Source organism: Pseudomonas sp. DC3200b2, from assembly GCF_049895785.1.
GTDB lineage: Bacteria > Pseudomonadota > Gammaproteobacteria > Pseudomonadales > Pseudomonadaceae > Aquipseudomonas > Aquipseudomonas massiliensis.
In genome coordinates this window covers 1-18520 of record NZ_JAFCTA010000012.1, presented here as the reverse complement: position 1 = coordinate 18520, position 18520 = coordinate 1, and the positions used below count along the sequence as shown (strand labels likewise).

Below are 18520 nucleotides of genomic sequence, written 5' to 3'. Positions count from 1 at the left end.
CGATGATACAATGCCAGAGACCCTGCGCCTGTTTCGAAAGCGCACTCCAACCGGCTCTGCCGGGGTGTGGCACGGTATCGTGATGACGGTATGCTCAAGCCCATTCTATTAGTCGAAGATGACCCCCATGAGCTCGAACTGACCCTGGTGGCCCTGGAGCGCATCCAGCTGGCCAACGAGGTCACCGTGGTTCGCGATGGGGCCGAAGCGCTGGACTATTTGCTGCGCCGCAACGCCTTTGCCCATCGGGCCGTAGGGAATCCCGCCGTGATCCTGCTCGACCTCAAGTTGCCCAAGGTCAGCGGCCTGGGAGTGCTCGAAACCCTACGGGCCACGCCTTACCTGGCACAGATCCCCGTCGCGATGCTGACCAATTCAACGATGCCCTCGGACCTGGACCTGGCCTATACGCTGGGGGTGAATGCCTACGTGGTCAAGCCAGCGGCGTTCAAGGACTTTGTTGACGCCGTTTCCCAGCTGGGTAAGTTCTGGGTCACCCTCAACGAACCTCCACCCGGATCGGTAGACAGGTTGCCACGCCCCGTCTAGTACAACCCTGCCGCTTGCCTACCGCTCTAACCAGTCCAGCAGGTCCTGGCCAAGGGGTGTCAGCGATGCCCTGAAGGTGGCCACGTCCGGCCCGAGCGTGGTGGCCAAAGTGATATGGCCTGACTGGGAAAGCTTCTCCGCCCAGAGGCGGGTATCCAGATCCAGCGGAAGGGGTATGCCACGGGCCGCTGCTACCAGGATGCGTGAGGTGGTCGTAGAAGGAAGGGGCATGCTCGACTCATCTTTAGCCCGAAACGGCCCTGTTTAGCGTTTAGTCCGTACTGGCCGTTGGATGCGGGTCGGTTTCAAGACCTATTGGCACACGCGCCTGGCAACAGCGTCACCCGCAAACGGCCGGCCTAAAACAACGCCATTATTTTGCCATTTTTTCTGGCCAATATGCCGTCCGCTCGGCTGTTGCCCTCCAGCAACAGCCTTCCTCGTTAATCTTGTGATTCGATAGCCCTTTGTCTGACGTGTGCCCTCGGTGAAGGCAGGTTCTGGACCTTCCTGGCTGAAAAACCAGCGTGGTGCCAGCCTTAAGGCAAACCAGGTCTAGTCGCTCAGATGCACTGACAGTGTTTGAATAGGGTGCAATATCGAGACTGCGCGCTAATCTTCATCGAACTGTCTAGCACCGGATTTTCTAGCCCCAGGCTTGGGCAGATTAAAGTGCCCTTACTCAAACGGAGCCGCCTATGAACGATCAGGAATTCATGGACCACCACAACCGAGTGATGGAATCCCTGCGTGACGACGAGCTGAAAATGATCGAGGACCGCAAGCGCGAGCGCGAATGGAACCGTTCGCGCCTGGGCCGCCTAATGAATTCCCACTGGTTTCCGACCTTGATTGGCGCAGGGTTGGGCATCTTCGTAGGGCTGGCCTTCGCTCTGATCATCCTTTACCCAGAAAAGCTCTTTAACTGCGTTCCGTGACGTCTCGACGCACCTCTAGGCTGATAGTCGGCGGAAAAATCTTGAAGCCCGCGCCGGGGGTGTAATACTGTAAATACATACAGTTTCGAGCTAACCCCTATGGCCCTGCCACAACCCACCTCCTATGAATTGCTCGCTCTGCGTTTACAGCGAGCCATCAACAACCCACTCGCGCAGCGCGCCAAATCGGCCTTGCTCGAACGACTGGACGGGGATTGTGAGGACGCCTGGGCTCAGGTCCTGGAGGAACTAGGGGAAAACGACAACGTGACGGTGGCCTACCGCGACGATGGTCACGTTCAGATTTTCTGGACCGTTCTGCAGGACGACTGACCATGAGCATTGTTGTCCTGGGGCCGCTGGAGCCTTCCGTCTACCCGTTGCCGTTTTTCGCCTACCGGGTGCCCGCGGGCTTTCCGTCGCCGGCAGCGGACCACCTGGAAAAACACATTTCACTCGATGAGTTGTTCGACCTGCGCGCACCGCATGTCTACCTGGTGAAGATCGATGGCGACAGCATGAGGGGCGCTGGCCTGTTTTCCGGCGACCTTTTGATTGTCGATCGAAGCCGCGAAGCCCGGCATGGCGACATCGTGATTGCCGCGCTCAATGGCGAGCCCGTGTGCAAGCGCCTGCACTGCAAAGGCGCTGAGGTCATCCTTCAATCCGAAAATCCGGCCTACCCCCAGCGCTTCGTCCTGGAAAGCGATGAGCTGGCCATCTGGGGTGTGGTGCGCTACAGCGTGCGCGATCATGCCTACGCCTGAGCCCACCTTTGCGCTGGTCGATTGCAACAGCTTTTATGCGTCCTGTGAGCGTGTGTTTCGGCCCGACCTGGCCAAGACGCCGATTGTGGTCCTTTCGAACAACGATGGCTGCGTGATTGCGCGCAGCTATGACGCTAAGCCCTTCGTGAAGATGGGCGCGCCTTATTTTCAGATCAAGGACACGCTACGCCGACACGGCATCGTGGCGTTCAGCAGCAATTACGCGCTCTATGGCGAAATTTCAGAGCGCGTCATGACGCTGATCGAAAGCATGGTCCCCAGGTCCGAGGTCTACAGCATCGACGAGATTTTTTGTGACCTGACCGGCCAACTCGGCGACCTGACGGCCTTGGGCCGTTCGATCCGGCAACGGGTGATGAAATGCACCGGCATCCCGGTCGGTGTGGGGATCGCCCGGACCAAGACCCTGGCCAAGCTGGCCAACCACACCGCCAAGCGCTTGCAGCAGCACACAGGAGGCGTCGTAGACATTTGCGACCCGTTCAAGCGTGACTGGGTACTGCGCAACACCGCCGTGTCCGAGGTTTGGGGCGTGGGCCGGCGCCTGACCGCCCACTTGCAGGCCATGGGCATTCAGTCGGCCATGGACCTGGCCAACGCCAACCCGGCGACCCTGCGTGCAAAATTCAGTGTGGTCCTGGAGCGCACCGCTCGAGAGCTCGCCGGCGTGTCCTGCCTGGAGCTTGAAGACCCGGACCCGCCAAAACAGGAAATCTGTTGCAGCCGAATGTTTGGCAAACGGCTGACCGAGCTAGCGCCGATTAAGGAAGCGGTGGCCACCTACACCGCCCGAGCGGCGGAGAAGCTGCGCGCCCAGGGCTCAATGTGCAAAAAAATGCGCATCAGCGTGCGCACCGGCATGTTCAACCCGGACGAGGCCAAGTACGCGAACGGCATCCTGGTCGAACTGCCCTACCCCACCCATGACACGTTGCTGATGACCAACGCGGCCACCCAGGCCGTGGAGCGGATCTACCGGCCAGGCTACCGCTACAGCAAGGCTGAGGTGCTTTTGCTGGACCTACGGCAACCCGGTGAATACACCGACGACCTGTTTGCCGTGACCCAGCCAAAGAAATGCGAGCAGCTGATGCGCACCCTGGACACTATCAACGCCCGTTGGGGACGCGGTACGCTGCGCTCAGCCACGGTGCCAACAACTCCGGACTGGGGCATGCGCCGCGAGCTGATGAGCCAGAGTTATACCACGCGCATTGACCAGCTTTGGACAGTGAAGGCGTAAGGTCGCATTTTCCGTGAGCAAAGCTTTGCCAGCCATGGAGAGGCACACGATGCCTGAGCGGTCGCGGTTTGGAAGACCGCTATCGACCTAAGCGGACGTTCGTGGAAATGACAGGTTGACCTGGCAATCGCCGAGGGCATGAAGGTGCATTTAATGCACCTAAATAGGAGAGCCTACAAACCTCGGTAAAAGCATGCGTTGAGACCGGGTCTGCTTGGCTTATTTGCTGCCGTAAACAGTCCTGCGGGGTGTGCATAGTCTACAGTTACGGTGACATACATGCGTTGGTCGGATAATCATTAGGAACAAAACGGTATCGCTGGCGATCTGCTTATACCCGAATACAATAGCGCCCTGCGCATCGAATCGGAGTACAGCGTGGAACAATGGTATCGCTTTCCCCTCGGGCATGGCTGTGCGGAATATCAGGCACTGCGCGACGTGCGTCGATTGCGATTGCAATACGATGAGGGTACGGGCCCGCAAACGGTTTTCCCGGTAATGCTCGACCGGGATGACATTAGCCTCTGGCTTTACCTGCCCCCGGGCAATGACGACCTGGCTCGGCGCCTGGCAGCGCTGCCCTGTCCTTGCCTCGAACAGCAGCCGGACAGGCTGGTCAAGCTGAGCGAGGAGTACCACCCGGCACATCCGCTGCTACGACATCCCGTTCCCAGCAGCGGCGAACTCGAGCTGCCGCTCGAGGACGTACAGTTTCCAGTCTGTACGCCCCCATGCAGCGGGGCGCTTTGGGGCCCTGTCGGGTTCAATCGCTCACGGGAAGGATGACGCCTGACCCAGGCCAATGATCCTGCGCCGTTTTGCGTGCTCTACCGTTCAAGCCAATCCAGCAATTCCTGGCCCAGCGGGGTCAGCGTTGCCCTGAAACAGGGCGTGTTCGCATCAAGCGCTGCGGCCAGGACGATGTGGCCTGACTGTAAAAGCTTCTCAGCCCAACGGCGGGTTTCTTCATCCAGATGAACCGGTATCCCGCGGGCGGCTGCGACCAGTATTCGCGAGGTAACCGTGCTGGGAAGCGGCATTTTCAACTCCTCTCGCGGGAAAGCATTCTTTAACGCCTGAAGACCATCGGATCGTTTGGGTCAGAGCCTGGGGTCAGGATCTTCTTCGGAGAACCATCCTGCCAGCAAGAGCAGAAAGCACACCGTGAGCCACAAGGCCGCAATGGCCAGCCAGCCTTTGAGCTGTACCGTGGGAAGCGCTTGCTGGCCGCTCAGGTACCGCGATTCGACCAGCGAAACCTTGAGCTAGGCGTCGAACACCGCTGCCTTGGCCAACCGACGACCAGGGCCTTCGCCTGGAGGCGCTGAAATGGGGCTGGGCGCCCTTCTGGGCCAAGGGCAAACGGCCCGACCCGATCAATGCGCGGATCGAGACGGTGGCTACCGGCAAATTCTTCAAGCAGCTATGGCCCCCGGGCCGCGTCCTGGTACCGGCCAACAACTGGTTCGAGTGGGTGGAAGGATCCTGACGACCCGAAGAAAAAGCAGCCTTACTGCATCCATCTCAAGACCCAGGCGCCAATGTTCTTCGCGGGACTGGCCCAGGTGGATCCAGGGTTCGAGCCGCACGATAAAGATGGCTTTGTCATCATCACCGACGCCAGTGATGCCGGCATGGTGGACATCCATGATCGCCGGCCCGTGGTCCTGGATCCTGACGCTGCAAGGGCCTGGCTTGAGCTTGACCTGGAGGGCGATGCAGCCCTGCAGATCGTGCAACAGCAGAGCCGCCCAGTGGCCGATTTTGAGTGGTACGAGGTGGACAGAGCCGTGGACAACGTCAGGAACCAAGGCAGCAGGTTGGTTGAGCCACTGTCCCTATAAGGACACGAGTCAGTTGTGCAAGTGATTGGCAAACTGGCCCACGGCATCCACGACCTTCTTGGCCCCCTCGCGGATCTCGACGATCACAGCGCCTGCCTGATTGGCCAGGTTAAGGCCCTCACGGGTTTCTTCCCGGCTGCTCGAAATGCTAGCAATCGCTTCATTTACCAGCGCCTGGTTCTGTTGCACCACGTTCACGATTTCCTCGGTAGCCGTACTGGTACGGTTGGCCAATTGTCTGACCTCATCCGCTACAACCGCAAAACCGCGACCCTGCTCACCTGCCCGTGCGGCTTCGATCGCAGCGTTCAAGGCCAGCAAGTTCGTCTGGCTCGCGATACCCCCGATAGTCTGGACCATGGTGCTGATCAGCAGAGACTGTTTGCCCAAGGCTTCAATACCAGTGGAGGCAGCCGCCATTTCGGTAGCGATCTTGCTCATTGTTTTCACAGTCTGCGCAATGACCTCTGTACCGCTTTTGGCCTTCTCGTCCGTTTCCCTTGACACCTCGTAAGCGGTCACGGCAGCCTCGTTGACTTGCGCTTCACGGTTCACCTGGTCCGTGATGACCGTTGCAAATTTGACGACCTTGTATAAAACATTTCGCGTATCTCGTACGGGATTGTACGTTGCCTCAAGCCATACATCGTTGCCGCGTGCATCTTTTCGCTTGAATCGGCCACCCATGATCTCCCCCTGATTAAGACGACGCCAGAAATCTTCATATTCTGCCGATGCCGCCACGGCCGGCATGCAGAACATCGAATGATGCTTGCCTTTCAACTGGGACAGGTCATACCCCATGGCTGCACTAAACGGCGCGTTGGCAGTAATAATGTGGCCTTTCAAGTCGAATTCGATTACAGCGGTAGACCGTTGCAAGGCTGCAATCAAATCCTCGTTCTCGCGCGCGATCTCAGTGGCCTGCGTAACATCAGTGCCAATGCACATGACCCGGATGACCTTGCCATCTGCATCCTTGATAGGCTGCCAATAGGCTTGGATCCACACCAGTGAGTCGTCCGGCCGAAGGAAACGATAGTAGTCCGAAACCGCAGCACCGGAATCGACGGTCTGGCGTAGGTTATGAAAGCAGGGCAACGTCTTTGCATAAGCGGGTACGAAATCGCTCATGGGGCTGCCGCTTACCTGCTCGACGGATCGGCCCAGAAAGTCGGCAAAGCGTTGGTTGCATTCGATAATCCTGTAGTCCAGATCAACTGAAAACGTGATCATCTGGGCTTCCAAGCCTGCTTGAATTTGCCGCAGGAACGCTAATTCACTCGCGTTACGACGCAGTTCCTCTTTTAGAGCGGTGTTGAACATTGCGACCACCTAGGCTGATTATGGCCACTCTATCGGCTCAGTCCTACGTTTCTTTAACGAATTTATTATATTTTATAGAAAACATGTGGTTGGCGATTATTGAAATATTTATTAGGGCGGTTAAAAATTACGGTTTATCAAATATTCAAGGGGCAGGCGAAAATATTATCGTCTGTAATCGGATGGAGGGACCGTCTTCCTACAATCATAAAATTTCTTAATTACACTTAGACTATTTTGCTTGCAGGGCCACCGATGAGTGCGTATGGACTGATTTAGCCTGGCATTGAAAACGCCGCGATGCTTTTAAAGTGGGCATCTTAAGCGCTGACGTTTCACAAGAAATGGCGATTCTGAATTCTTCACGGAAAGCAGCGCAAGCTATAACACGTAAGTGCACGCTTATGTCGTTGGCAGAATTTATTTGAGTTGACTCGCCATCCTATTGCGCTGTGTGGAAGCTAACGGTGATTAGCTCGTGCAAATAACACAGGTAATTTTCTGCTGCATGTGATTGGGCAGAACACCCGATCTCCTGAATACGTGGATCACGAGAGCCTGATCGTTTCCCCCCACCCTTCACCAAAACGAGGGATCGTCATCTCGCAACCTAGCAAGTAAAGTACGGACCCATCGTGATCAGGTTGGGCAGCGCTCAAAGGTATCACCGCAACCAGCTTCCAACCCGTTGCTAAAAGCGCATTGGCCCTGTCTAAAACAGCGGTCTGTTCCAGCCTATCAACATCGAACAAATGCATTTGAATTTCACTCAAGATAATGCTGAGGTACGTACGTATAGCTAAGCACAAAGCCATATAGTAGACGTAGACAGACATTGCGCCAGGTGCATGACAAGGTTGTGCTGAATTGGAATGGTTATCAGCATATCCGTAACCGCTTTTTAACCGGCGCTCAAGCGCGTGTTGTGCCGGGGCCAATGGCATCATGACCGGGTTGTGACAGCGATTCCAAGAGCTCACTTAGACATGTTTCCGAAAGCGGCTCACTGAACAGGAACCCCTGTGCCAGGGGACAGCCCGCTTCACTCAGCCATTGCGCCTGTTCGTGCGTTTCAACACCCTCTGCCACGGCAGACAGACCCAACCCCTCACTCAGGTGAATGACAGCCCGGACAATGCGGGCATTCTTGCCGTTTTCGAGAGCTGTGCTGATGAAGGTGCGATCTATTTTTAGCTTGTCAAAGTGGAAGCGGCTCAGCTGCGCCAGGCTGGAGTAGCCTGTTCCGAAATCGTCCATCGCGATCCGGATGCCCAAGGTTCGCAGCGCTTCGATATGTTTGCCGGCCAATTTGACATCGCCCACCACAGCTGTTTCGGTCACCTCCAGCTCCAATCTGTCCGGTGGTAATCCGCTTCGCTGCAACGCCCCTTGTACCCGGTCGACGAGACATTCATCACGAAGGTCCAACGCGCTCAGGTTGAATGCAAGGTAGAGGTGTTCAGGCCAGGCTTTCGCTTCCCGGCAGGCTCGCTCCAGCAATAGCGTAGTCAGTTCGCGTATTAGACCTGATCGCTCCGCCGCCGGGATGAAATGCATAGGTGAAATCGTCCCATGCACTGGATGATTCAGTCGGGCCAAGGCTTCGAAACCAACAATGTGCTCATTTTCCAAGGCGACAATCGGCTGATAAGCCAAGCTCAGGTAGCCATAATCGAGCGCTTCGCGTAGCAACTGTGCTACCTGGGATTGCTCTTCCAGGTGCAGGTCACGCTGTGGATCGAAAAACCGGATCGCATTCTTTCCATCATGCTTGCCCTGATACAGCGCAAGATCGGCCCGACGAAGCAAACTGCTAAGGTCCATCCCGTCTTTGGGGTACTGCGCCACGCCATAGGTGCATGCAGCGCCAAGGCGTACGGAATCAAATACCATTGGGCTTGAAAGCAATAAGGCCAATTGATCGAGCAATAGCCCGGCCGATTCGGCCGTTTTTGCTGACCGAATGATCAGCGCAAACTCGTCTCCCCCCAACCGACAGGCGAAATCACCGCTGGGTAAGCCCGTGCGAAGACGGATGGCCAGCTCCTGCAAAAGCCGATCGCCGTTGGCATGGCCATAGACATCGTTTACGGATTTGAAACCGTCAAGATCAAACAGTACAAGAAAGAAAGGTTCTTCAGGGCACAATCTGTGCGAATGAAACTCAAGGTCCAGTCCTCTGCGATTGGGCAGTCGAGTCAAAGTGTCATGGATGGCCATATCCATGGCCGCTTTTTCAGCCAGGCGTCTGCTAAAGACTTCCTTACGAAGCTCGTAGAGCCTTCGGAGGCCGAAGACAAATCCACACCAGCCCATGACCATGAAGCCCAAGAAGAATTCATCCAGCTGCCAGGGTTCGTGTCGGGCACTGAATCGAATGAATGCTTCAAAAAGGTCGTAGTGAATACCGTTCCAAAGCACAAAAATGCCCAGACAGACGATTCCAAGGAGGTCAAACCATGCTGGGGGAAGCGTAAGGAAACGGCGTAATATGCGGTTGGCCATAGGAATGCCATCATTTTGGACGTATGCGGTACTATCGACTGAATAAAGACTTCCTTGAGACCATTGGTCATCAGATGAACGGTGAAGGCCAATGTTAGAGGTCAGTAGCAAAGGGCCGTGACCGGCCCAAAGCTAACTTGGATGTACATAATCCTGAATTCAGTGTGCAATTAGACTCTGAATTGACCCACCAGGCGGCTCAGGTCGGTAGCCAGCTTCGACAACTCAGCTGTTGCAACTGTTGTTTGCCGTGAACCTTCTGATGTCTGCTCGGAAAGATTCCGGATGCTTACAAGACTTTGATCAACCTCTCGGGCAACTTGCGCCTGCTCTTCGGCTGCGGTGGCAATCAAAAGATTTCGCTCGTTTATCTGGGCTATAGACTCGGTAATGGTCATCAGCGCTTGGCCTGCCCCCTCCGCTTTTTGCAAGGTGTCGTTCGCCTGAACGCTTGTGGCCTGCATCGAATCGACTGCTTCGTGCGTCCCGTTCTGGATGGCGCTCACCATCTGGGCGATTTCCTGCGTAGAGGCCTGGGTACGGTGAGCCAGGGCTCGTACTTCATCAGCGACTACCGCAAACCCTCGTCCAGCCTCCCCTGCCCGAGCGGCTTCGATGGCCGCATTGAGCGCCAACAAATTGGTTTGTTCAGCGATGGCACGGATCACTTCAAGGACCTTGTTGATGGCACCGGCGTTTTCCGCAAGGGTTTTCACGCTACCGGATGTAGCTTGAACGGTGGAAACCATGCGGCTAATTGCACGAACCGTTTCTTCAACTTGATTTCGGCCATCCAGTGCGGCGACACTCGAATGGTTGGCCGCGTCTGAAGCCGCCGCTGCGTTTCCGGCGACTTCATCCACCGCAGCACTCATCTCTGTCACCGCCGTTGCGGCCATCTCGATTTCGCTATTTTGCCGAGAAAGACCACGTCCGGCATCTTCTGTCACGGCGTGCATCTCCTCGGCAGTGGCAGCAAGGCGCGTGGCAGAGTCGCCAATCAAACCAATGGCTTCTCGTAGTTTCTTCTGCATATTTTGCATCGCCATCATCATACGTGCCGGCTCATCGGTGCCCTCAACCATAATGACCTGTCGCAAGTCGTTGGCAGCAATACCTTGTGCCGCTTGCAGCGCTTGAGAGATCGGGCGGGTGAGGCTCCGAGTGAATACCGTTGCCATCACAATGGAGAGTAGTACGCCGATGATAATTAGGCTGACTACCCAAAAGAAAGCGGACCTATAGGCAGCCCGTGCAGCCTCACCTGCGTTGCCAGCCTTGGTTACGTTGATCTCAATCAGCCTATTAAGCGTTGCTTCAATCTCATTGGCATTGGAACGCATGTCGCCGCTGGAAAAAGCAACCGCTTTGCTGAAATCTCCTTGATTTAGGATAGATTGGTAACTATCCAGCTGAGTATTGTATCTTTGGAGCTGTTTTTGCACCGATTCAAGCGCCTTTCGACCCTCAGGAGTTATGATAAGACGATCAATCTGTGTGAAGGCCTCGTCGATGCGAGTGCGGCTCTGTTGCACGGCCTGGCTTGCCAGGGCCCGTACGTCTGCGGACTCCGCTGCATTTCGTAAGCGTGCATTATTAGCTCGAATATTTACAAATTCCCGATCAAGAATTCCGAGAAGCCGAATGCTTGGCACCACATTCTTTTCGACAAACTGTTCAGTTTCGTCCAGTTTGTTTGCTTGAACAAGGGAGACGAGGCCTAATATGATAAGCATCATACATATCAAGCCGAATCACAGTGTAGTACGTGGACCTATATCAATTCGGCGTAACGTCATCGTAAATCCTCTTTGCCTCTGATTCTGACAGTTAAGCGCTTGCAAAAGGTGATGACAATATTCCTTGTAACCAAGTGTTTCAGATCTTGGCCCTTCCAGGCCGCGCATCACGCCTTGGCACAGCTTCCCTAGCTTATCGACCAAGCATCGGATATGTTTAGATTAAACGCTCGAGTCGAAGATTAAAAATTTGGCACGGATCAGCGCCAATCGTACGTGGTCTCGTAAATAGCACGTCATTCCTACTTGTCGTGCCAATACGAAGCAAGTACTCGATAAGGTGACCAGAAACACTAGATTTATAGGCGGAGCTTGAATTTTATCCAGCACCTATCTATAGGTTCAACTGCATTAATATCTTACTTTATAGGTCGGAGAGTCCTCAGGCCGATTCTGCCGGCGATCATAGATCCGCGTTGTACTGATGTTGGCATGCCCCAGCCAGGCCTGTACCTTGGCAATGTCCGCCTCATGCTCCAGGGCATTGGTAGCTGCCGTTGCACGCAGCCCATGCACGCCCAGGCCAGCGACCTCGATGCCGGCTTTCTTCGTATATACTTCCACTAGGGTATAAATGCCATTGGCGGTGACGCCGGCGCCGGTCTGACGACCGCGCAGGGGCATGAACAGCGGGGCCTTGGAGTTCGCCAGGTGATGCGCTGAGCGCTCCAGGTAGGCATGGATGCGCTCGGCCGCAACGGCGTGCAGGGGCAAGTAGCGCACCTTGCCGCCCTTCCCTTGCACCAACAAATGCTTTACGCCGCGCCGTTCGAGCATGTCACCCACCCGCAGCTGAGCCGCTTCCTCTCGGCGCAGGCCGTGGTACAGCAATACCGCTAGGATTGCCCGGTCGCGTAGCCCTTTGAGCGTAGTCTGATCGGGGGCTTCAAGCAGGGCCTTGGCCTGATGGTCGCCCAAGGCCGGGGTCTTGCCTTCGTTGGTTTCGATCCGGGGCCGTTTGACCCCGTGCACCGGATTGCCGCCGGCAACTGCATTGTTTTCCAGCAAGTGATCAAACAGGCTGGCCAACGCGGCCAGCTTGCGACGGATCGTGGCCCCGGCCAGTCCACGCCGTTCCAGGTCAGTGCGCCAGGCCAAGACATGTGCTCGCGTGACCAGGCGAAAATCTTCCGCTCCGACCAACCCTATAAAGGAAGAGAAATCGGTCAGGTCATTTTGGTAGGCACGGCGTGTGCGCGGGTTGTCGATGTTGGCAAACCATTCAACCGCGGCCGGCACCGCAGCCAGCTGCTGAAATTCGACCGCTGTTAGCCGCCGCTCCCCTTCCCGCTCCTGGATGGCCAGTTCTTGCACGTCTGTCGGTCCTCGGGTCAGTTCAGGGAGAATCACTGCTCAGCAGTCATAGATAGCACAGATCAAGGCTGCGTGTACTCAACTGACCGAAGCCGCCGATAATTAGTGATAACGTATTTTATCAATAGTTTTAGGGCCACGCCTATGGATGGGCATTTTTTGAGCAGCAAAGACCAAGAATCATGCACTAGGCGCATTGTGCCTAGAAAAGCCTTGACCGCTAGGCGCAATGCGCCTAGTATGGATCCTGTTGGTGGCGAGCAGAAAGCCACTCGACTCTGAGGGGGCTAGTCACGCCGCCAGCGGAGAACGAGATGAAACTAGCTGCGGTGGCGACCATCCAGACGAACTTTCCAGAGGCACATTTTTGGTTAGTTCGTCGGGGCTCAGCAGAACGGTGTGGCGAGGTAAGCCGAGTGTTCAACCCTGAACACATCGGAATCCGAGTTGATCGAACCGACCTGTTGTTACCTGACTACCTGTTTTATGCCCTGGCTCATGTACATCAGACAGGGCATTGGAAACAGCTAGCCACAGGGACGTTGAGTCTGGTCAATATCCGTGTTTCAGACGTTCGAAGCATCGAGCTGTCACCACGGTGAAGAAGGGGCCGAAAGGCCCCAGCTTCTTAGGTACCACCGAAGGAATCAGATATGAAGCTAGAGATACCCCTGCCTTCTATAGAGGAGCAGCAAAGAATAGTTTTCGAGGCCGCTACAACGGCGGCTATCGAACAGCTGAAAGCAAACCTGGATGCCCCCCGGTGTCAGGGCCAAACGGAGGTGGACGAGAGCACGCTGGGTCGTGCTCATCTTTTGCGTGAGCATGAAGGCTGGGAGGCGCCTTCCCCGGACATAGTGGGGGCGTATTTCCGGCATTTCCAAGGCCACTTTCCCGAATACGGCACAGATGGAAGGCTGGCAACGCTGCTAGGCGTGTCGTCAGATCGTCGCGTGCGTGACTATAAACAGGGCGTCAGGAAAGTCCCCTACGGTGTCTGGAGGCGCTTTCTGGTGCTTACGGGACGTGTGCCCCAGGACATCCTCCCAGTGCTTGCCTTTATGGCATAAGTCGAACAGACGAGGTGCTGAGGCGTGGCTGCAACCACCCCCAGCGCGGAACACACTCATCCCGATCAGGTACAAATATGCTCGACCGTGACTATACCACGCCCGCCGAATCGCTCTTGGCTTTGCCCTTAAATGACCTAGGTAATCCTCATTACCTGGCATCGCTAATCGCATTTGCAGGCAGTGATGCGCCGCCCTGCGTGGCCGAGGCTTTAGCCCGGTTTACTGGGTGGAAATGCTTAGTGTCCCTGCTAACCATAGCCAAGATATCGTGCGATATCGGTTGCTATTGGATGCTATCGTATTGTTGCGCAGCTATTGATATCATACGATATCGCACGCTATCATAATTATCATATCTAGCGATATCGATTGATATCATTTTCAATCTGCTCTAAGCTCGTCTGGCGATAGGACGCGCTATCGCACGATAACTTTTTGCGATATCGAACGATAGCGCATGCTATCGTACCTGTTCGGTCCTATCGTCGCTGCTTTGAATTGAGGTGCCTATGCCTACAGTCCCGTTCATTTGCCCTAAAGGGGGGGTGGGCAAAACAACCACCTGCCTTACTGTTGCTCTGCAATTTGCCAAAAACGGTGCAGATGTCACTATCATTGATGCCGACCCAAATACACCAATGATGAAATGGGCAAAAGGGGGGTACTGCCCGGCGAATTTGCATATTATTTCGGATGTCACCGAAAACAATATAGCAAGCAAAATTAGAGAAGCAGCAAAAAATGATCCTTTTGTCTTTGTCGATCTAGAAGGAACGGCAGCTAAAATAGTCGTTCATGCGCTGCAAGAATCAGACTTTGTAATAGTACCAATGCGCGGCTCATACCTCGATGCTGAAGAAGCGTCCAAAGCCATAGAGTTAATCCATGACCAAGAGCTTTCTGTAAGACGCCACGCACCTGGATATAGACTGCCACACGCAATACTTTTTACAGGAACACCAGCCGCTTACACTACGCGGACTACCGCAAGCTTAAGGGGAAGTCTTTTAGACCAGGGCGTAACCGTATTTGCTTCTGAAATGTGCGAGCGAGATGCATTCAGGGCAATGTTTACGTTTAAACGGCCTTTGGAAGACCTCGATAGTAGCCAAGTACCTGGTTTAGACACAGCATTGATCAATGCTCAAGCCGTATCTGGGGAAGTGCTAGCCCTGCTAGAAAGAGAGTTGAAGCTATGACAGAGTCAAACAGGCCCGATCCGTTTGCTAATTTGAAAAAATTCAAACCCAAAGATGAAGATGCTAACGTAACGATAGCGAGCGATATCGACGCGATAGCGCAAGCTAACAACTGGCCGTCGCGTGAGCCAGTAAGGCCCCAGGAGCCCGAAGGTGCTAGGCGACGTCCTTTTGGGAAGTCAGCGGAGCCCCCGAAGGTACAGTTCAATATCCGTGTGGACGAAGACGATAAGGAACGGTTCTACCGCATTGCCGAACAGAAGGGAATCAACAAGCTAGGTGTACTGTTCAAACAATGTTTGGATGCGTTAGAAGCTTCTGAAGGAAAAAAATAATTATTCTGGTAGCGCCTACGTATATTCTCGAAGGCGCTCTAGGGAATTTTACAAATGCTTATAAGCGGTGAACTCGTAAGCATCTTTTTGTAATTTTCCCCTGGCATAAAGACCTATAATGGTATGTTTAGAGTTTTCGTTTGGTGGTGAAATTAAAATTTCTCCCGGAAATTTTAAATCTTCGATCCTTGACTCTATTTCAGCTTTTTTCGTGCTGAACTCATCTTTTCCGACGAATACAGATATTACGTTATGGAACGCTACCATGTAATCTCCATCTTTTAGTGGAATTACTTGGAAATCAACGATGAAACGGGCTTCGTTCATGACTTTTTTTGCCAGTTCGATCGCGTCTGGCCTTTGTGGAATGGCGATCAGCGTTGCATTTCCGAGAATGAGGACACCTCCCCGGTTGTCGGTAAATTCACGTAATTTTCTTTCGATTTCCTCTATGGGTGTGCCGTTGGTTGGTTCCCATCCAAGCCGAAGCTCGTTCATTGTTATGTCACCCGAGGCTGAAAGTACAAGGTTGTATCTTGTGCAAGCGCTAAACTAGGGGCACTGCCCTAAGCCGGCGTTTTAAAAAAAAGATAGTCTTGACTAGGTTAGACACTTTTATCCATCAAGGATATTAAGATATTACTTATTAACATTTCCTTGTTATATTGAATGTCCAACATTGCTTCGGGGTGTAAACAAGAATCTAGTTGGTAAACATCCCATCCATATAGTTCTGTAGGAAACAAATCCAGCTGCGACTTGGTGAACATAGGAGCCCCCAACTCCTTATGAACTTCAGTCTGACTCTCTATGCGATTAAGTGGTTTGGGTAAAAAAGCTTTGAAATCGTCTGTCACATTCTTTGAGATTCTTGTGAATGATAGTGTAATCATTTCGAAGCGTTGCGTTTCTGAGTAAAAGACAAGTTCAACGCCTGGCGCTATTTCTAGCTCCAATGTGTCGTCATCTTCATAAAGGTGTACCAACTCCGTATCGGGAATCAAACCTTTCTCTATCAAGGCGCTGTGGGAGCTACCCATATTGCTAATAAGGTTGGCGAAATAATTATTATTCATATTTACCCTGACCTATGTGTGGCTGCATAAAGTCAAAAGCTCCGGTTGAAAAGCAACCTTTTACCAGAAAATTCTAGACTTTTCCTTAACGTCCTTTACGATCCGGCGTTGTAAATTCCTGAGCTACGCTAATTAACCGTTCCAGCTGCCTGGGATCGTTGATTTGGAAAATGAGGTCTGTCAGCTCCGAACGCATATCCAGGACTGTCTGGCGGGTCACGTCGGTTTTTACAGGGAGGAAATCCATTGGCGATATGCCGAAGTATTCCGCCATTCTAATTAACTGCTCCCCATCTGGGGCGGTTTCTGCCCTCTCGTACCTACCGATTGATGTCACTTCGCAATCAATAGCCTCAGCCAAAGCAGATTGCGTTACCCCTTTGATTTTACGGTGCGCCTTGATGCGAGAGCCGATGATCTTTTTTATAGAACTCATTTTTTGGCGCCCAAAAGACTTTGATTTTCAAGGGTTTATGTGGTTTTAACAGTGCAAAATCGCATTTTAAGCGAAAATGCTTGTTAAAGAGCTATGAAGAGCCTATTATTGCGGTGAGGAAATGTGTTGTGGCAATTTTTTGTACTGTACGTATAATCAGCCCCCGCAATAGGATCCACGGATTCGGCCAAGGTTACTGCTGCATGGCCAGGAAGAAATACAGACGGCGCGTTTGTGGCGGAGCGTGCCCAGTTGTAGGAGGTAAAAGGATGTCCAGATGGTATCTCATCACTCATAACCCTAAAGCTGCTCAGCTACTCGTACACCGCATCAGGGCTCTAGGAGCCGAGGTTTTTTCTCCGACCAAGCTGAAAGTGACTAAACGAGCCGACTGTAACGGCGTCCGCACCTCAGAAACTCAGCTTTTCCCGGGTTACCTTTTTGTACGGCTGGACCCTGAAATGGTACACACCTCAGCGGTGTTGCAGCTTTCAGGCGTCAATGAGTTCGTTAGCTTCGGTGGTGTCTTGGCGACCATTTCTGATTCCTTGATCGAAGCAATCAAGGGCTCGTTGTTGGTCAGAACTGACAAGAAAATCGCTAAAATCGAACATCGCAATGTCTCCCCTGAGCTTCTTGCCAGGCTTGAAGCCATTACCCTGATAAAGTCGGTGCCGGATAGACAAGTGGCCCTCTTTGAGATTTTGCAGAAAGAGAAAAGCCTCTTGAATCGCCTTCCTGCTAGCTCGCAGATTTACTCTGCAATTGAGCAGCCATTCGTGAATGACCTTATTAGCTAATTCTAGCTAATTCCTTACCTGTCAAATCAAATCTAAAAACACTGCATACGCGGTGTTTTTTTCGTGTCTGGAGATTTTATGTCCCTGAAAGATCGTGGAAAAATTGGCGCTAAAGCGGATGTTCGAGTCATCTATATCGGCGCTGAGCGTTTCAATACACTTTCCGAATCGGCTATTGATGTGAGCTACAGGGGCAAGCGTCAAATCACGGCTTCGCAGATGGCCCAATATGTAGTCGATAACTACCTGGAGGAAGCCATGGAAAAGCTACTGAAAGAAATTCAGGAGTCTTAAATTCCGCTATCCCTCATGGAGTTTTAAATGCTCACCACCAGTGCCTTCTTGGCCCTGGCTATGCAATGCGCCCCCTCGATACACCCCGCCACGCTTACCCCTATCGTCAAAACAGAATCCTCCTTCAATCCCTGGGCCATTGGGGTCGTGGGCGGAGCCTTGCCGCGTCAGCCACAAAGCCTGGATGAAGCGGTGTTGACGGTGAAAAAGCTGGTAGGGCAGGGCGCCAACTTCAGCATCGGCCTGGGCCAGATCAACCGGCAGCATTTCGATGTCAGCCACCCCGAAACCATGTTCGAGCCCTGCACCAACCTGCGCATGACCGCGCAGCTTTTGCAGGACTGTTACACCGCTGCGGCTGAAGCCGACCCCGACCCGCAAGGCGCCTTGCGCAAGGCCATCTCCTGCTACTACAGCGGCAACCTCACACGCGGCTTCCAGGCCGAAGCCGACTTTGGCGGCAGTAGTCACGTTCAACGTGTGCTGGCCAACGCAGACATCAGCGTGCCAGCCCTGGAAGGCGGCGCTCAGCCAGCGCAAAGCCGGCTACAGCGCGCAACCGCCGAACCCGTAACCACCGTGCAGCCGGTGTACGAAAGCTGGGACGTGCTTCGGCAATACCCACGCTATCCACCGCCCGCCCCGGTTTCTGCTCCACCCGCTCCACCTGCTGTTTCCGCCGTTCCCGCATCAACCCCGCAAGAAACCTCCCCGACCGTTAAGGAAGATCAATGATGACCAAGCGAAGCCTTGTCCCCAACAAAACCGAACTGTGCATTCTGCTGGTAGCTGTGGCCTGCATGCCGGGCTTTGCCTCGGCTGACTGGCAGGAGACGTTGCAGACCTGGGGCACCAACATCCGTCTGGCCCTGTATGCCCTGGGCGGCACCCTGGGCCTGTGTTGCCTGATGTGGTCGGGTATCCAGTGGATGATCGCCCGTTCCACCGGCGATCGGTCCCACACCTTCATGGACTACCTGCAACAAATGGGTGTGCTG

Annotated in this window: 20 protein-coding genes and 4 pseudogenes; 14 read left to right on the top strand and 10 right to left on the bottom strand. The window is 53.9% G+C overall.

Annotation, left to right across the window (positions count from 1 at the left end):
* Window positions 1-90: 90 nt before the first annotated feature.
* Window positions 91-549 (top strand): response regulator, encoded by a 459-nt coding sequence (locus ACP691_RS21285; protein WP_426154209.1) that lies wholly within the window; start codon window positions 91-93, stop codon window positions 547-549.
* A gap of 18 nt (window positions 550-567) precedes the next feature.
* Here ACP691_RS21285 and ACP691_RS21280 read toward each other — a convergent pair whose 3' ends face one another.
* Window positions 568-780 carry a hypothetical protein gene (locus ACP691_RS21280; RefSeq protein ID WP_426154207.1) on the bottom strand — a complete coding sequence of 71 codons (213 nt, stop codon included), beginning with the start codon at window positions 778-780 and terminating at the stop codon, window positions 568-570.
* Between the two features lie 467 nt (window positions 781-1247).
* Between ACP691_RS21280 and ACP691_RS21275 the strand changes: the two genes are divergently transcribed.
* The 6 genes and pseudogenes from ACP691_RS21275 to ACP691_RS21250 all read left to right on the top strand — a co-directional run.
* Window positions 1248-1487: a hypothetical protein gene (locus ACP691_RS21275; RefSeq protein ID WP_426154205.1), complete on the top strand. Its 240-nt coding sequence runs from the start codon at window positions 1248-1250 to the stop codon at window positions 1485-1487.
* Between the two features lie 99 nt (window positions 1488-1586).
* On the top strand, window positions 1587-1820 hold the full coding sequence (locus ACP691_RS21270) for a DUF1654 domain-containing protein (RefSeq protein ID WP_426154203.1): 234 nt from the start codon (window positions 1587-1589) through the stop codon (window positions 1818-1820).
* Window positions 1821-1822: 2 nt separating this feature from the next.
* Entirely contained in the window at window positions 1823-2254 is a 432-nt protein-coding gene (locus ACP691_RS21265; protein WP_426154201.1) for a LexA family protein, read from the top strand.
* A complete protein-coding gene (umuC, locus tag ACP691_RS21260; RefSeq protein ID WP_426154199.1) occupies window positions 2241-3518 on the top strand; it encodes a translesion error-prone DNA polymerase V subunit UmuC in 1278 nt (425 codons plus the stop codon). Before ACP691_RS21265 ends, umuC begins: the two co-directional genes overlap by 14 nt.
* Before the next feature lie 378 nt (window positions 3519-3896).
* Window positions 3897-4307, top strand: a complete 411-nt coding sequence (locus ACP691_RS21255) for a hypothetical protein (RefSeq protein WP_426154197.1) — start codon at window positions 3897-3899, stop codon at window positions 4305-4307.
* A gap of 514 nt (window positions 4308-4821) precedes the next feature.
* Window positions 4822-5365: pseudogene (locus ACP691_RS21250) on the top strand (SOS response-associated peptidase); the annotation flags it as partial.
* Between the two features lie 9 nt (window positions 5366-5374).
* On the opposite strand, the pseudogene ACP691_RS21245 reads toward ACP691_RS21250, so the two are convergent.
* The 6 genes and pseudogenes from ACP691_RS21245 to ACP691_RS21220 all read right to left on the bottom strand — a co-directional run.
* Window positions 5375-5815 (bottom strand): annotated as a pseudogene (locus tag ACP691_RS21245) (methyl-accepting chemotaxis protein); the annotation flags it as partial.
* Window positions 5816-5917: 102 nt separating this feature from the next.
* Window positions 5918-6601: pseudogene (locus ACP691_RS21240) on the bottom strand (PAS domain-containing protein); the annotation flags it as partial.
* A gap of 1002 nt (window positions 6602-7603) precedes the next feature.
* Window positions 7604-9196 carry a putative bifunctional diguanylate cyclase/phosphodiesterase gene (locus tag ACP691_RS21235; protein ID WP_426154195.1) on the bottom strand — a complete coding sequence of 531 codons (1593 nt, stop codon included), beginning with the start codon at window positions 9194-9196 and terminating at the stop codon, window positions 7604-7606.
* A gap of 170 nt (window positions 9197-9366) precedes the next feature.
* Window positions 9367-10071, bottom strand: coding sequence for a methyl-accepting chemotaxis protein (locus ACP691_RS21230; protein ID WP_426154277.1), 705 nt, complete (start codon window positions 10069-10071; stop codon window positions 9367-9369).
* A gap of 378 nt (window positions 10072-10449) precedes the next feature.
* Window positions 10450-10944: pseudogene (locus ACP691_RS21225) on the bottom strand (MCP four helix bundle domain-containing protein); the annotation flags it as partial.
* A 402-nt stretch (window positions 10945-11346) separates the two neighbouring features.
* Window positions 11347-12309, bottom strand: coding sequence for a tyrosine-type recombinase/integrase (locus tag ACP691_RS21220; protein WP_426154193.1), 963 nt, complete (start codon window positions 12307-12309; stop codon window positions 11347-11349).
* A gap of 653 nt (window positions 12310-12962) precedes the next feature.
* Here ACP691_RS21220 and ACP691_RS21215 point away from each other — a divergent pair.
* The 3 genes from ACP691_RS21215 to ACP691_RS21205 all read left to right on the top strand — a co-directional run bounded on the left by ACP691_RS21215 (window position 12963) and on the right by ACP691_RS21205 (window position 14916).
* Complete coding sequence (locus ACP691_RS21215; RefSeq protein WP_225776515.1) at window positions 12963-13379, top strand: hypothetical protein; 417 nt, start codon at window positions 12963-12965, stop codon at window positions 13377-13379.
* Between the two features lie 512 nt (window positions 13380-13891).
* A complete protein-coding gene (locus ACP691_RS21210) occupies window positions 13892-14581 on the top strand; it encodes a ParA family protein (protein ID WP_225776516.1) in 690 nt (229 codons plus the stop codon).
* Entirely contained in the window at window positions 14578-14916 is a 339-nt protein-coding gene (locus tag ACP691_RS21205) for a stability/partitioning determinant (RefSeq protein ID WP_225776517.1), read from the top strand. The genes ACP691_RS21210 and ACP691_RS21205 overlap by 4 nt, the downstream gene beginning before the upstream one ends.
* A 48-nt stretch (window positions 14917-14964) precedes the next feature.
* On the opposite strand, the gene ACP691_RS21200 is transcribed toward ACP691_RS21205, so the two are convergent.
* The 3 genes from ACP691_RS21200 to ACP691_RS21190 form a co-directional block, all read right to left on the bottom strand.
* Window positions 14965-15414 (bottom strand): hypothetical protein, encoded by a 450-nt coding sequence (locus ACP691_RS21200; RefSeq protein WP_426154190.1) that lies wholly within the window; start codon window positions 15412-15414, stop codon window positions 14965-14967.
* Between the two features lie 107 nt (window positions 15415-15521).
* Complete coding sequence (locus ACP691_RS21195) at window positions 15522-15992, bottom strand: DUF6392 family protein (RefSeq protein ID WP_225776519.1); 471 nt, start codon at window positions 15990-15992, stop codon at window positions 15522-15524.
* An 85-nt stretch (window positions 15993-16077) separates the two neighbouring features.
* The gene (locus tag ACP691_RS21190) at window positions 16078-16428 is read right to left on the bottom strand and encodes a helix-turn-helix domain-containing protein (RefSeq protein WP_225776520.1); all 351 of its coding nucleotides are present in this window, start codon (window positions 16426-16428) and stop codon (window positions 16078-16080) included.
* A gap of 269 nt (window positions 16429-16697) precedes the next feature.
* On the opposite strand from ACP691_RS21190, the gene ACP691_RS21185 reads away from it, so the two are divergent.
* From ACP691_RS21185 to ACP691_RS21170, 4 genes are all read left to right on the top strand, one after another.
* Window positions 16698-17228 (top strand): transcription termination/antitermination NusG family protein, encoded by a 531-nt coding sequence (locus ACP691_RS21185; RefSeq protein ID WP_225776521.1) that lies wholly within the window; start codon window positions 16698-16700, stop codon window positions 17226-17228.
* Window positions 17229-17306: 78 nt separating this feature from the next.
* Window positions 17307-17522 carry a hypothetical protein gene (locus tag ACP691_RS21180; RefSeq protein ID WP_225776522.1) on the top strand — a complete coding sequence of 72 codons (216 nt, stop codon included), beginning with the start codon at window positions 17307-17309 and terminating at the stop codon, window positions 17520-17522.
* 27 nt (window positions 17523-17549) lie between these two features.
* Window positions 17550-18257 (top strand): lytic transglycosylase domain-containing protein, encoded by a 708-nt coding sequence (locus ACP691_RS21175; RefSeq protein ID WP_426154186.1) that lies wholly within the window; start codon window positions 17550-17552, stop codon window positions 18255-18257.
* The coding region (locus ACP691_RS21170) for a conjugal transfer protein (protein WP_426154275.1) at window positions 18257-18520 on the top strand (264 nt) is incomplete at its 3' end. The genes ACP691_RS21175 and ACP691_RS21170, both read left to right, overlap by 1 nt.